Below are 13,578 nucleotides of genomic sequence, written 5' to 3'. Positions count from 1 at the left end.
GCGGCAAGCACGCTTGCCCCAGAAGATTGCCTTGCGACATGCCACAGGCATGTCTCACCTCCACGCCTTTTTGGGTGAAGGTTCGAGGCCCTGTGAACCAATTTAAAAAGCCTACCCTTGGCAGGCTTCTCAAATTGGTGCGCGAGAGAGGACTTGAACCTCCACGCCTTGCGGCACTAGTCCCTCAGACTAGCGTGTCTACCATTCCACCACTCGCGCGTCGTTACCGTGTATAGCCTCACGCCAAGAAATCTTTTTCTTTTACAAAGACTGGATTTTCTTGGGTTCTGCATACAACCTCACTGATCGTTCGGTTGTAATGGTGAGGTAGCTGATTCGCCGGCAAAACAAGTTTGCCCAGCAAATCTAGCTACCTCACCAAGCCGGCGCCTCTTCCGCTACACAAACAGCAAATAAATTTGCTTGGTTTGGTCAGCGGGGTAGCTGCAATACGGTGTTATAGTACGATTTTTGAGGTAAAAACTCAAGAGGGGTGAGTGTGGTATGATAGCCACTAGCAATGCTAAAGCTTTATGAGGTTTCTAATTAGCTTATGAACAAAGTCGCGCACTACCTGCAGGAGCACCTGGTTGGCGAGGTAACCACCAGTGCAGATGCCCGCAGGTACTTTTCTACTGACACGAGTGTTTTGACGCTCACGCCAGCCCTTGTGGTTTATCCTCGTAACGAAAACGACATCAGAAAAACTGCTCGGTTTTCGTGGCAGTTGGCCGAACGCGGTCGGGCTATCCCTATTACAGCGCGCGGCTCGGGTACTGATCAGTCAGGTGCGGCTATTGGTAGTGGGGTGCTTTTGATATTTCCGGCCCACATGAACCGCATCTTAGAACTAGATAGCAAGACGGGCAATATCACGGTAGAGCCGGGGGTCAACTACGGCAAGCTCCAGCAAACCCTGCATACCCATAACCGGTTCTTGCCGCCCTATCCGGCTTCTATGGAATACTGCACCATCGGCGGCGCGGTAGCCAACAACGCATCGGGTGAAAAGTCGCTGAAATATGGCGACACACGTGGGTTTGTAAAAAGCCTCCGCGCAGTGCTGGCAAATGGCGAAGTTATAGAAACCAAGAAACTATCCAAACGCGAACTCAGCAAAAAGCTGGGACTGGCGACCTTCGAGGGTGAAGTCTATCGAGCACTCGACGCCCTGCTAGAAGAAAACAAGGACCTGGTCAAGCAAATGCAGCCAGTCGTTACCAAGAATTCAGCCGGCTACGCGCTAGATATGGTCAAGCGCAAGGATGGCTTTGATCTAACCCCACTGCTGGTGGGCTCGCAGGGTACGCTGGGAATCGTCAGCGAGATCACCCTGACCACAGAACCCCATACCCCTGCTACGACGCTCATTGCTGCCCAGTTCGACGACCTGCAGGTAGCCTGCCAGGTAATTATGGAGCTCCGCAAGCTGCCCGACCTGCCCAGCGCCATGGAGGTGGTAGACGAGCACCTGCTAAAGTTTGTACAGACGCACAATCCTAACCTATTACAAGGGATAATCAATCAGCCCATTCCTAAACTGTTGTTGCTACTAGAATTTGACAACCCCGCCGAGCGCCAGCAGAAACGCCTGACCAAAAAAGCCACCAAGCTACTCAGCAAATACCAGATTTCGTACCGCATAGAAACAGAGCAGCAGGCCAAGGAAGAGCTGTGGCGCATCCGGCATAGCGCTGCCACGGTTACTTCGTATAGCGAGGGTAACAGCAAGGCTATACCCATCATAGAAGATGGCGTGGTGCCCGTAGAGCGCTTTGGTGAATACCTGGAGGCGGTGTATCAGTTGTTCGCTCGACACGGCTTGCAGGCTGCCATATGGGGCCATGCCGGCGATGCCAATGTACACATGCAACCACTCATGAACTTGTCCCAGGTGGGCGACCGTCAAAAATTATTCAAAGTATTGGACGAATACTATAACTTGGTGATCTCGTTGGGTGGCAGCACCACGGGCGAACACGGCGATGGCCGACTGCGTGGCCTGTATTTGCAGAGCTTGTATGGCCCCGAAGTGTATCAGCTATTCCAAAAGGTAAAGAAAATATTTGACCCATACAACACGCTCAATCCTGGCGTAAAAGTAGACGTATCTATGGACCAGGTCCGGGGAATGCTGCGCCAAGACTACAACCTGGAACACCTGTACGACCACATGCCTCGTTCATAAAAAAGATATAGAAAAGGGACCTCTCAAGCAGCGGGAAAGCATCGGATGATGCAAGCGGCAGAGAGAAATCCCTCTTCTATATTGCCTGAGTGGTCCCGTGCCCGGGAGCGGGTGCTCTCGGACGATAACCGATGTAAAGAAAGTGGGCTAACCGCCCGGATGCTCCCGATCAGGCACCCGACCAAGCTTGGACAGTCCCCAGCGCAGTATCCTGGTGGTCGCTACCGGTATGGCAATTCCTACCCCGCAGAGCACGAAGAGCTCCAGGCCGGCGTACCAATTGACACCGAGCGTAATACCGCACGCAAGGAACGCCACCAGAAAGCACACCATAGACAGATGCAGTCCAGCTCTGCCACGGAATCTCAGGTAGGTCGGTCGTGGGTCATTGGGGTCGGGCGACGGCTGTCGCAGAGCGATACCGAGCTCACCGCTTCGGCAGATCGAGTAGACCATCATCCAGAACAGCAGACAGCCCACCATGCAGTCCAGGAGCGCGTTCCCTCGAAAGACCGATGGCCAGTCGCTGATGTTACCGAAGACCCAGCTCTGAATTGCATCATCACTTCTGCCGTCACTGACCGACTGTTCGGCCATCCAGCGGAATGCGTAGAACAACAGTACACCCGCAGGGATGCTGAAGAGACCGGTATTGCGTAGGTCGCTGAGCTGTTCTTGTCTGACATTGGGCCGTGATGTTGACATCATTCTCCCTTCAAAAGATCGGTTCCGAGCTTGCGTTGGAAGTAGTTCCAGGTTAGCCGGCAGACGCCGATGCCAGTCGCAAAAATCCCAACAACGATGGCCCCAATCGCGAAGAACTCCATTCCACTGTACCAGTGGAAAAAAGCACCAACCAGACCAAACAGGCCACCAAGTGCAAAGAGGGCGCACAGAACTCCAGCCCGCCAACCCGTTTGGCGCAGATAGACCAGCCGCCGCGGCGGGTCGTCATCAGACACAGGGGGCCGATCTGCCTCGAGAGCTTTTGCCGCCGAGTAGGTTGCAGTCCAGCAGAACAAGCACATCAGCACCACATTCAGCAGGTTGGATTGTGGCCAGTCGCTGATGTCACCGAAGACCAAGCTGTGCAGCTTCTCGGAGGAGTCCGGTTCTTCCGCTATGCGGTAGAGCCCCTCGTACAGGAGTATGGCGGTCGTAGCGCTCACAATGCCAGACAGCCACAGGGAGGGGCGTTGGGCAGGAACTCGTCTAGAGCGAAACACGGGGATCACTTCCTTTACTCGTGTTGTTGAGGAACAGACAGATCGAATCTATCGGCACATATAATACCATTAAAGCATAAAAAATTCAAAAGTTACTCCAAGAGCTTTGCCCCTGTTCTGCGCTTGTTTTTTATGTCAGAAAGTCATAAAATAGCCAAGTATCAGTATTCCCGGTTGACGAGAGAGCTCGTTGATCGAAGCGCGCGAGTGGCGGAATTGGTAGACGCGCTAGCTTCAGGAGCTAGTGAGCATTTGCTCGTGGAGGTGAGGACAGCCAGTGGCTGTCCGCAAGGGAACCTTCCGATGAAAACTTGTTTTCAATCGCGAAGTTCCGGGGTCGCCGAAGGTGACCAAGTCCTTTTAAATCAATACTTGAACCTTCATAATGGTTCTAATGTGCGCGAGTGGCGGAATTGGTAGACGCGCTAGCTTCAGGAGCTAGTGAGCATTTGCTCGTGGAGGTTCAAGTCCTCTCTCGCGCACCAAAAACAAGAGCCCATCTGCAAAGATGGGTTTTTGTTTTTGGTTACACGCGGGCAGAGGACTTGAACTGGTGAGGCGCGAACAGCCGGTGGCTGTTCATAAGGGAATCTTCACCTGGCAACTGTGTTGCTAGGGCAGAAGTTCCGGGGTTGCGGAAGGTGACCATGCCCTTTCATCCGCGCCAAACAGGGAACAGGGGTGACCAAAATCTATCTTCGGGCACTTTTTTGTGTATTTGAGCGGACTCCCATCTGCTAGAGTTGTGTTCATATCCGGTGTACAGACCATTACTGAACCACCCCGCATCTCCTCTCCCGTCAGGGTCAGCCGGGTGTCCTCCGAGGACCTTGGTCCGAGTAAAAGCGCCCTAGAAGGAGAGAGGGTGTGGGGTGGTTCAGATACTGTCATAGACGTGGTGCCATCTAATATCTAATATCGGTCTCGTGCACCAAACTGGACACCAGGGGGCGCCGATGCTATGCATCGAGCGCCTTTTCTGTAGTTTGGCCTATTGAATCTGCTAAGTTTGAGTCCAAGTCCGATCGATTACTGCCTAGTGAAGCAAATTGACAGCATGCTGTCATGACGGTAAAATGGTAGTATGAATACAAAGGCAACACTCTATCTAGACTCGAAATTGTATAAGACCCTAAAACTGCGTGCGGTAGAAACTGGCCAGTCTATTTCGGGCCTTATGAATGAAGCATTGCAAGCCCAGCTCGCGGAAGATCTGGAGGACATTACTACCATTCGCTCGCGATTAGCCAAAAAAGAGACCCCACTTTCATACGAGGCTGCCCTAAAAGAGCTTCAGCGCAGTGGTGGCATATAATATCCAGATTCTACCGAGCGTTATCCGCAAGGATCTAGTAAAAATTCCTAAAAGCGATACCCAAAAGATTATGAATCGTATAAAGTCCCTTGCTAACAACCCTCGGCCTGTCTGGTCTAAGAAGCTTTCGGGCAGAGAGGAGTATCGTGCTCGCCAGGGCAATTATAGGATCTTATATGTCATTGAGGATGAAATTAAGATAGTTCAGGTTACGAAGGTTGGCCATAGACGGCATATATATGGTTAGCCTCGGCGGATTAATGGCGTCAGTGTATCTCGCGAGTGTTCGCATAAGTTGATCCAACCAACCCAAAAGATGTTCGAAAGAAACTGCTTCAAGGGCACCATAATAAAAAGACCATCTGCAAAGATGGTCTTTTTATTATGTTTCGTTGCGGGCAGAGGGCTTGAACCGGCTGAGGTGAGAACAGCCTGTGGCTCATCGCAAGGCCATGTGACTGATTTGGAACTTGTTTCAAGTCAGCTCACTGGCGGGCCCGCCTAGCGTGCCCAAGTCCTCTCTCGCACCAAGTTTAGAAGTTCAAATCTACAGAGAGGATGGTTCCAGAATTTATTTCGTGGAGCCTTTCTTTTTTGCTTTGGCTTCGGTCAACTTGGATTCAAATCTCTCTCGCTGTAGTGCGGAATGTGACTGTGTCGAGATTGGCAAACTCGGCAAGCAGCAGACAAAATTTCTGCAACGGGAGGCCTTCTCCGCTGTCATAGAGCAAAGCGTTCTGCTGCCCGCGAGTTTCGGTGGTGAGTGCCCGTCTAGCCAAAGGCGAGTACAGATGGCTGTGTGCATACCAGGCCGCTTCTTCACCGTCCGGATCGAACCCGCAGCCGATGGCTGCATGACCGAACGCTTCATGGACGGCCCTGAACATCGTGTTTACGACGGGGTCCATGAGATGTATTTCGCTTTCCTTGGAGACCAAGATCCTTAACCGATGATTGCACAAGTCGTCCATCATCCAGTCAATGTTGGGTACCCTTGAGTCGGCGTCATGGTAGGGGTCGCTGTCGGAACCTTTGACTTCGATCCCCAGCCCTCCTTCCTCAGGTGCGGATGTGAGGAAATAGAATTGCATCGCCGTTTCAGTACTGAAAGCGCTATAAGCCGGGAATGCTGCCGGATCGAAATACGGCGCCACTTCGTAAGCCGCCCCGATCTGACGGCCTAGCACTGGGTCGGCTACTATATTTGAGAAATCAACATCCGGTACCACTAAGCCGTTATCTTGGGCGTACTGCTCGGCACCGCGTCGTAAGAATTCGACTCCTTCACGAGTCTGGATTTGTTCTCCATCGCCTTCTTCTGAATAGCGAGTCATTTGTTAATCCTCACCTTCGAGACAGTTACCATACTTATCTTTTAAGATCATAGTATCAATGTCATGCAAGGTAAAGACAAGCGTGACGAGTTTGTCGTACATAAGGAGTAAACTAGGCTCAATGGTGTTCCATCGAAGCTCTATCTCGCGCAGCTTTTTCGTATCAAAAGAATACTAGGCTCAGTAGGGTTCTTTGGGCAGGTCAAGGAGGCATACTGCTAGGGCAGGCTATGCTTAGCCCTTCGCCCCGCCTTGACTACTGAGAGAACGATAGTACAGCCGGTTACGCAAAAATATGTTCAAGTATCGCAAAAATTGCGATATGCTATCTGTTATGCCTAGAGTTTCTGATGGTCGGGAAGGTGTGCAGGTGCCTGCAGAAGAGATAGCAGGAATACCTTTGGTGCATATAAGTGACGAATCGCCCCGCTCTTATGCCGGCGATGTTCAGGGCGACCTTGCGCAACTTTTGGTGGATCGTCTGGCTAGGGCAGATAGCGCCTCGTCTCTTCCGGACTATAGCGAACCACTGCTTGACCGCCGGGTTGCACGGCTCGTACTCCAGGATACGCTTGGAAAAACACCGGCCTTTGATTTTGTAGTTACCCCATCCCTGGCAAGGCAGGTTGCGGTTGCGCGGCGAGCAAAGGGGTCGGAGCTTTCGCAAGATGAATTGCTCAGATTGGGGCTAGAAGGAAAGGAGGGAGCCGTTGAGTCTGACTTTTTGCCCGATGCCCTGAACGCACTAAATGCATCATATTATGGTGCTGAGCCAGCTTTTGCAAACGTGGAAACGCAGCGCGGGCAGTTTTTTACGAGTAATGTCCCGTTCAACCTTGCCCTGGGTGCCTTGTTCTCCGAACAGCATCGTGGTCACAAAGTGCGTATCAAAGAACTTGGCAGCGGAGGCGATGTAGGACATTGGCACTTTCCTGCATGGGCCGCCCACAATAGCGGCATAGAAAAGCTGGACATTGTGCTGACAGATTTTGTAGAACCGCGGCTCGATTCTGTGCCAGCTGTTGACTATGCTACTTTTTCGAGCGAGCGCTATTCGCTTTTTGATGATTTGCAGAAACTACCAAGCAAAGAAAAGTTCGACGTACTGTTTGCTGCCTATGTTTTTGACAGTGTTTGGTTCCCAGAAGACGTAAACCTTTCGCGTATTGGTGATGAGTGGTACCAAACGCTCTACAGGGTAAGGGTGGCCAACTCACAGGGAGAGCGGCAGGCGCTTCTTGAAGCACTACGCGCGGGTAGGCCACTGCCTGACGCCTCTGTGGAGGATTATGACGGTATTGAGGTAGAAAGAGCTATGCGGCCTTTTGATGTTGCCGAGCATCCTTTTGGCAGGTACATCGCAGAATATGACAGAAAGAGCGTTAACGTTCCTGGCGGGCTTATCAAGACAGTGGTCAGCGCATTTAAAACACAGATTGCTTCCGGAGGAATATTTGTTGTCGGTGATACTGGTGATTTTATGGCCGACCAGCAAACCGCCCTGTATGACAGCGGCAAGTCGGGTGTAGCGGCCAGGTACAAGATGAATAGCTATCGCATCGCAAAAACAATTCTGGAGCAAGAGTTTGGACTGGAAGTCACACTGCTCAGCGTAGAACAGTTGGTGGCCCACTATCTTACCCCCAATTTAAGAAGAACGGCATTTTCTTATGAGAACTATGTGCGTGATATCAACGAACTGGCACAAACTGGATCGAATGGTGTAATGATCGTACGGCAGCCTTAAGCGTTAGACAGGGGCGATTACTGGCGGGCGTATTCTGCCCTGGGCTATGTCAGGGGCACCACCATGAAATGTAACACGCCCTCGGAGAAGCCGGTTCGGCCAAGCGGCGCAGTTGCGCCAAAGACCCCGACATTGTACGACAGCATGAGCTGGTCTGCTGACACATCAAGATGCGGGTGCCAGTTGTGCAGATATTGAAAAGTGGTCCCTTCGTATAGTTCTCCGGCTAAAGGAATCACCACAGAACGGTAGTGTTCCCACGGACCTTGGGGCAATGCCGACCGATATAGTTCGATCCCAGCGCCAAAGGCTCCCACTACCGCTAGCACAAAGCCGGTAGAAGTCCGGCGCATCGCTATGTCGTCGCCAAACGGCCCAACAACGATAGGGGTTTGATTTGTGTCAACCAGTGGTGCTACCTGGCTCAGGTCAGATACCCAGGCACTGTCGTTCCAAGCCTGCCAGGCACTTGGGTTGAGGAGTTGCCCAGACGGCACCCGTCCCATGCCCGACGGTGAGTCGGTGGTTACATAGGTATAGCCGCTTATGGGATCCGGCACCAAGTGGATGGGACTAAACTCCGGAATGAGTCCAAGTGATGTTGTTGATAATATGGCAAAGGTAGAGGCGTCCATCGAGATAATATGCTGATCTTCGCTCGTACCAAAGCCACTGCCCGCCAGCAGCGGGGCAAGCACGTGCAGTCGTCCGTTCTCTACCATGCAGCCAAGCGGCCAGTACCATCTGCCTGGGTAGGTGGTCTGGTTGGGCATGAAAGGGGGCGTATTGCCGGGGGCGCCGGAATAGTGCTGTCCGGCAAACGACAGGTCGGCGTTTTGAATAATCATAGAATTTCTAGTGACGGCAACGTTAGCGTAGGTGTCATCAGAATCAACGGAGCCGATGCCGGTGTCTGCAAAAATGGTTACTATCCGACCATCCGGCAATACACAACTAACACCAGAGTCGCCCGATCTATAGCCGGCGTTTACCAGAGAGGTACGGGCATATTCCCGCCAGCGGGCTGCCTCTACAAGCCCGGGCTGGTTGATCCAGGTAGTGTCGTCACTCACCACTTCGCTGACCAGCGGGGTGGGGTCTACAAGTGTGGGGTCCGTACCGGTGAGTGTGCCCGTAGCGGTGCTAAAAACTGTTGCCAGGGCCGCAGTGACTGCCGGTGGCGTTTGTGTATCCGAGCCTGACCACCACAGCTTTGTACGGTCGCCTAGCATATCCTTTATTTCGTATTTGCGGTGGAGGAAGGCTGGATTCCAGGTTGGCATAGCTGCGGCAAAGGTGGCGCTCGTGCCGCCGTAGGCATCTTCGATAGCATCAGTCTCGGCTCCGCCCGATACAAGCAAGATCATGTTTGCCGTGCCGTTCAGCCACCATCCCCGGCCGGCTGAGTCGGTAAAATTGATAACTCCAGGTTTTGAAAAAACAGGATTAGCTACCACTGTGCCATCTATACCATTCCTGACCTCTACTGCAAAGATCGAGCCCTGGAATGGTTCGATACCGTTTGCCACAGAACCTACTTCTAGCGGTGCGGTGCTATTCAGGAGAGAGGTGACACCTGCGGTGACTATCGGACTACCCAGTTGTGCCCAGGGGCCTGCTAGCGTGGGCGCCGTATAAAAGGTGATTGTTCGACCAGCTGCGCCGTTATCGACGTCCAGTGTTACCCGTATGGCTAACGTAGCGCCGTCCGATACAACGGGGCTGGCGGTCGAAGCTGCAGTGAGCTGTGTGGTGCCATCGCTCGTCCACACCAGCTCCAAGAAACCACTGCTGAGTAAGCGCAGGCGGTAGGAGCGTTGGTTGCCCAAAGACACGTATTTACTGACAATCGATCGGGGGGTCGATGGCGTCCAGTCGGTGGGGGCTATTTGTGCACGGATATCGATGTCGCCGGGGATGTCGAGCGATGTATGGTCATCGGTATAGGCATAAACACCGTTGGTGCCGGGTAGGCTCAGGGCAACTGGAGTGCTGTTGGCTGCAGCCAGTCGGCCGTAGCGCTCGGCAATGTCGATAATAGGTGACTGCAGCGACAGTGAGGCGACTTTTTGGTAGTTGCGTATACCCCAATTGAGCGCCGCTACTGCGCCACCGTTGTGGGCGACGACCAGAACACGGTCACTGTTTCTTCCCCAGGTTGTATTGAGCCACCCGAGCGCCTCATCGATATTGTCCAGGTCTGTCTGATTACCCCAATTTGGAGTATCAACCGAAACCGTCCAGTACCCGGCGTCCACGAGCTTGCGAGCTTGGGCAGAAGGGTCGGTGCCGTACCAGTTTTCCGGAGAACGTCCCAGCAGTAGTGCCACGGGACCGGTTGTTGCTCGTGGACGGAACAGTCCCACCTTGACGCCATTAATTGTATGAAGCGCCGCCCTATAGCTCATTGCATCATGGCCACGAGCGTGGCTGAGTAGTTAGCACCAGAAAAGTTACCGGCCAAAAGCGTGAAGGCAGACGAGGCACTCTCTGTCCGGGCATAGACCTGGTAGGTCACCGTTGCGCTGACTGCTGGATTATGAAAAGCATTTGGCACGCGCAGCTCTGTCACAAAAGTGGCTTGCCCATTGATAGCGCTTGTATATCCAAATGCCGGTGGCACTGCAATCGCCGTTCCGCCGGAAAGCATAATATCGAGCCTACTAAAATTGTTAGCAAGGGCCATGATCCCGGTGGCGGTCAGGCGTACCACGTAGGGTCTGTCTGGCACAATTACGGTTATGGACAAACCGGGCACAGCTACCGGTGTAGTCGAGGTGGTAGCAAACACGACATCTGTTTTTTGGGCAATGGCTAGCTCTGCTCCGGTACCATGCAAAGAAGCTTGGGCGGCGTGCGATGCCACGGCATCAGAAATAGCGCCTGTTGCTTCGATAGCTGCCCGCTTAAGAGTTCCGTCGGTATTGTGGGACTGTGTCAAAAAATCGTTGAGGACATCGCCCCATGCATTGTTGTCACCACCCGGGTTTGGTAGCCTGGCCACTTCGGTATTTAATCCCTGTTTACTTTGATTTTGTCACGTCTGTCCCTTGCACCCCATGACAGTCATGCTTACTATTTTATAATGCAAAGGTTTGGGAATCCAGCCCCACCTACGATATCTGCAATCTGGTTGCTTCTGTAGCCCACGCTTCCAGAGTAGCTGAGGTATAATGGTGGCATATGAAAAAACCAGCGCAAAAGCCATCGAAACGCCACGCAATCATCGCCAAAAATGCTCATCATGTTCACCGTATTAAAAAGCATGTGAGGCTGCCGGCTCTCGTGCTAGCTTTTCGGGCGTTGGCTATCTTTGTGCTGCTAGTTGTCCTTATTCGCCCCCAGGTGTCAGCCCAGACAGCCGTCAAGCTCCGGTTTGTCGGGTGTGTCGCCATAAGCGATCGTCGGCTTCAGGCCAAGCCTGGCCAGACCATCACCTTTCGGGTAATCAGTGATGTCGACGATACTTTTGTGCTGAAGAAGTTCAATATCAGTAAAGACCTCAAGGCTCATAAGGCGCAGTTTGTTACCGTCAAAGCCGCGGCAGATCCCGGGTGGTACGAATACAAGCTGGCGCACTGTAACTTTGCGGGCTACCTGCCAATCCTGACAGATAAAAACGAATTGCCACCAATGTCCAAGGGTGACCATGTGCACGGGCTGGGCAAGCCCGAAAGTAATATGGAGGGTATGGACATGTCCCCAGACGACACTCCACCTACCGCCGAGGAACAACACGACGCTTCCCACGAGTAAGGGCTGCTTGGATTTTTGGCTTACATCTGGTATGATTTCATGGTTATTTTCGGGCGCTTAGCTCAGTTGGCTAGAGCATCTGTTTTACACACAGAGGGTCGGGGGTTCGAGTCCCTCAGCGCCCACCATAGAAAAAACCCTGTTGAAAGACAGGGTTTTTTCTATGTGACGGTAGCGGCGAGGGCTCGAACGGAATGCTATGAGCGCACTGCCCAGACCCTTGTTTCAAATATGCCTAGTGGCGTATTTGAAATTGTCGCGGCCACGAGCAATTTTCTTTGGCCAGCAGGCGAATCCTTCATTATTTACAATCTATTGAACCCCCAATTGTATGCTAACATAAGCACATATTTGGGGGTTTTATTTTGAAAGTTATAGAAAAAGTTGCTGCACGAAAGTTACGTGAACGTGGACTTTCGATAAAGGAAATTAGTAGAGAGCTAGGTGTTGCAAAAAGTAGTGTTAGCCTTTGGGTTCGAGATATAGAGCTAACTAATGATCAAAAAGAAGTCTTAAGTCAAAATAGCCATATAAGAGAGGCTGTTGAAAAGAGAAGAAAAGCGCGGCTCGCTAACGAGCATAGGAAGCGCGAGTTGGTAATTTCAATAGCTCAACAGGATATACCTAAAATAGCCCACAAGGATTTGTGGCTAATGGGTACTATGCTGTACTGGGCAGAGGGTGGCAAAACCCAGCGTATGGTTCGATTTTCGAACGGGGATCCGGAAATGATAAAAATTATGATGGCCTTCTTTAGGCGTGTGTGTAATGTGCCGGAAGAAAAGTTTCGTGGATATATACACATTCATCCCCATCTTGAGCACACGAGTGCAGAGACATATTGGTCTAGCATTACAGGAATTCCGCTTAGTCAATTTTTTAAAACTTATCGAAAGCCAAATAAAAGCAGCCAAAATAAAAAAGACTCCCTTCCAAACGGTGTATTGGATATATATGTCTTAGACACAAGTCTTTTTTTGAAAATCACAGGATGGGCAAGGGGGGTGTTTGCTTCGTACTGAAGATTGTAAAAAATTTTACACCATATTTTTTCTATAAGAGCTATACTACTTGTTAATTAACAGGAAGGAGCGAACATGCCAGTTAATGACCATATGAAAACTGCCGCAACAGAGCTGATGAAAGCGGTTGATCTGCTCAAACAAGAGGTAGGCGAGCTACGCTCCCAAGACACCAACTTGCGCCAGGTGGTCAACAGGACTACCGTAGAGCTCAGTAACGAAGTCCGCCAGCGCCAGCAAGAAATATCTCGCCTGGGTGATCATGGCGATCCTCATTCTCTACGGGAGATTATTGGCCAGCTCGAAGCGCAGATAGTCATGAGAAAGAGACAGCTAGACGACGATGTCAAACGTATCACAGATATGATCCGCGACCGGCAGTCGCAAATAGACGTCTTGCAGGCGCAGTCCCGCGATATCTTACCCTGAGCGGCTTCTTTTCTATGGCAAAAGCAGGGACTTCCATTACGCCATGTTGCTCAGCAAAGCCCCAGTAGGGGTGGCTCTTGAATAAAAGCCCGTTTTCTCGTAAAATACCGAAGTTATGTCTGCTTAACTTAAGCAGAGTGTGGCTCTTTAGCTCGGGTTGGCAATAGCAGAGGCTTGAAGAGCCAAGGGCTTTAGCCCGCCAATAACAAGTTGTCCCCAGGGACAAAAAGCTCTTCGGGGCAGTACTTTGTAGCAGTAATAGTGTGGCTCTTTAGCTCAGTTGGTAGAGCAGAGGCTTGAAGAGCCTTGTGTCCCCAGTTCGAGTCTGGGAGGAGCCACCAAGAAAAGTGCCCCAGTGAAAGCTGGGGTATTTTTCTTGGTGGATGTTCTCGGGCTTGAACTGGGATAGCCCGAAGAGCCCAGTTCGCTCGCAAGCCTCGCGCACAGGAGCTTGCTCATATAATCCCACCCAGAGCAACATTGCTTGCTCTACAATCATAGGTATGGGAGGCCACAGAAGTTTGCTTTAGGAGCTGACAATTTCAGCTGCCTATACTCGGA

Annotated in this window: 12 protein-coding genes and 4 tRNA genes; 10 read left to right on the top strand and 6 right to left on the bottom strand. The window is 51.7% G+C overall.

Annotation, left to right across the window (positions count from 1 at the left end; genetic code table 11):
* Nucleotides 1–135 precede the first annotated feature (135 nt).
* Nucleotides 136–219 (bottom strand) — tRNA-Leu (locus VK694_04250).
* Nucleotides 220–553: 334 nt separating this feature from the next.
* On the opposite strand from VK694_04250, the gene VK694_04245 reads away from it, so the two are divergent.
* Complete coding sequence (locus tag VK694_04245) at nucleotides 554–2,188, top strand: FAD-binding oxidoreductase (GenBank protein ID HTE57929.1); 1,635 nt, start codon at nucleotides 554–556, stop codon at nucleotides 2,186–2,188.
* Nucleotides 2,189–2,335: 147 nt separating this feature from the next.
* Here VK694_04245 and VK694_04240 read toward each other — a convergent pair whose 3' ends face one another.
* Complete coding sequence (locus VK694_04240) at nucleotides 2,336–2,893, bottom strand: hypothetical protein (GenBank protein ID HTE57928.1); 558 nt, start codon at nucleotides 2,891–2,893, stop codon at nucleotides 2,336–2,338.
* Nucleotides 2,893–3,414 carry a hypothetical protein gene (locus VK694_04235; protein HTE57927.1) on the bottom strand — a complete coding sequence of 174 codons (522 nt, stop codon included), beginning with the start codon at nucleotides 3,412–3,414 and terminating at the stop codon, nucleotides 2,893–2,895. The genes VK694_04240 and VK694_04235 overlap by 1 nt, the downstream gene beginning before the upstream one ends.
* A 398-nt stretch (nucleotides 3,415–3,812) precedes the next feature.
* Here VK694_04235 and VK694_04230 point away from each other — a divergent pair.
* From VK694_04230 to VK694_04220, 3 genes are all read left to right on the top strand, one after another.
* Nucleotides 3,813–3,899, top strand: a tRNA-Leu gene (locus VK694_04230).
* Nucleotides 3,900–4,498: 599 nt separating this feature from the next.
* Nucleotides 4,499–4,729: a CopG family transcriptional regulator gene (locus VK694_04225; protein HTE57926.1), complete on the top strand. Its 231-nt coding sequence runs from the start codon at nucleotides 4,499–4,501 to the stop codon at nucleotides 4,727–4,729.
* Nucleotides 4,716–4,976 carry a type II toxin-antitoxin system RelE/ParE family toxin gene (locus VK694_04220; protein ID HTE57925.1) on the top strand — a complete coding sequence of 87 codons (261 nt, stop codon included), beginning with the start codon at nucleotides 4,716–4,718 and terminating at the stop codon, nucleotides 4,974–4,976. The genes VK694_04225 and VK694_04220 overlap by 14 nt, the downstream gene beginning before the upstream one ends.
* Before the next feature lie 373 nt (nucleotides 4,977–5,349).
* On the opposite strand, the gene VK694_04215 is transcribed toward VK694_04220, so the two are convergent.
* Complete coding sequence (locus VK694_04215; protein ID HTE57924.1) at nucleotides 5,350–6,063, bottom strand: hypothetical protein; 714 nt, start codon at nucleotides 6,061–6,063, stop codon at nucleotides 5,350–5,352.
* Between the two features lie 334 nt (nucleotides 6,064–6,397).
* On the opposite strand from VK694_04215, the gene VK694_04210 reads away from it, so the two are divergent.
* The gene (locus VK694_04210) at nucleotides 6,398–7,810 is read left to right on the top strand and encodes a hypothetical protein (protein ID HTE57923.1); all 1,413 of its coding nucleotides are present in this window, start codon (nucleotides 6,398–6,400) and stop codon (nucleotides 7,808–7,810) included.
* Between the two features lie 44 nt (nucleotides 7,811–7,854).
* On the opposite strand, the gene VK694_04205 is transcribed toward VK694_04210, so the two are convergent.
* On the bottom strand, nucleotides 7,855–10,218 hold the full coding sequence (locus VK694_04205) for a hypothetical protein (protein HTE57922.1): 2,364 nt from the start codon (nucleotides 10,216–10,218) through the stop codon (nucleotides 7,855–7,857).
* Complete coding sequence (locus tag VK694_04200) at nucleotides 10,215–10,814, bottom strand: hypothetical protein (protein HTE57921.1); 600 nt, start codon at nucleotides 10,812–10,814, stop codon at nucleotides 10,215–10,217. The genes VK694_04205 and VK694_04200 overlap by 4 nt, the downstream gene beginning before the upstream one ends.
* Before the next feature lie 179 nt (nucleotides 10,815–10,993).
* Here VK694_04200 and VK694_04195 point away from each other — a divergent pair, with 179 nt between their 5' ends.
* The 5 genes from VK694_04195 to VK694_04175 all read left to right on the top strand — a co-directional run bounded on the left by VK694_04195 (nucleotide 10,994) and on the right by VK694_04175 (nucleotide 13,358).
* Nucleotides 10,994–11,566 (top strand): hypothetical protein, encoded by a 573-nt coding sequence (locus VK694_04195; protein HTE57920.1) that lies wholly within the window; start codon nucleotides 10,994–10,996, stop codon nucleotides 11,564–11,566.
* A gap of 51 nt (nucleotides 11,567–11,617) precedes the next feature.
* Nucleotides 11,618–11,694: transfer RNA gene (locus VK694_04190), tRNA-Val, on the top strand.
* Between the two features lie 237 nt (nucleotides 11,695–11,931).
* Complete coding sequence (locus VK694_04185; GenBank protein HTE57919.1) at nucleotides 11,932–12,588, top strand: hypothetical protein; 657 nt, start codon at nucleotides 11,932–11,934, stop codon at nucleotides 12,586–12,588.
* A 75-nt stretch (nucleotides 12,589–12,663) separates the two neighbouring features.
* Nucleotides 12,664–13,017: a hypothetical protein gene (locus VK694_04180; protein HTE57918.1), complete on the top strand. Its 354-nt coding sequence runs from the start codon at nucleotides 12,664–12,666 to the stop codon at nucleotides 13,015–13,017.
* A 265-nt stretch (nucleotides 13,018–13,282) separates the two neighbouring features.
* Nucleotides 13,283–13,358 (top strand) — tRNA-Phe (locus tag VK694_04175).
* Nucleotides 13,359–13,578 lie beyond the last annotated feature (220 nt).

Source organism: Verrucomicrobiia bacterium (genome assembly GCA_035489575.1).
Taxonomy (GTDB): Bacteria; Patescibacteriota; Saccharimonadia; order Saccharimonadales; family JAGQNK01; genus DATHJY01.
The sequence above is the reverse complement of the archived record's forward strand: the minus strand, read 5'-3'. Positions and strand labels throughout refer to the sequence as shown.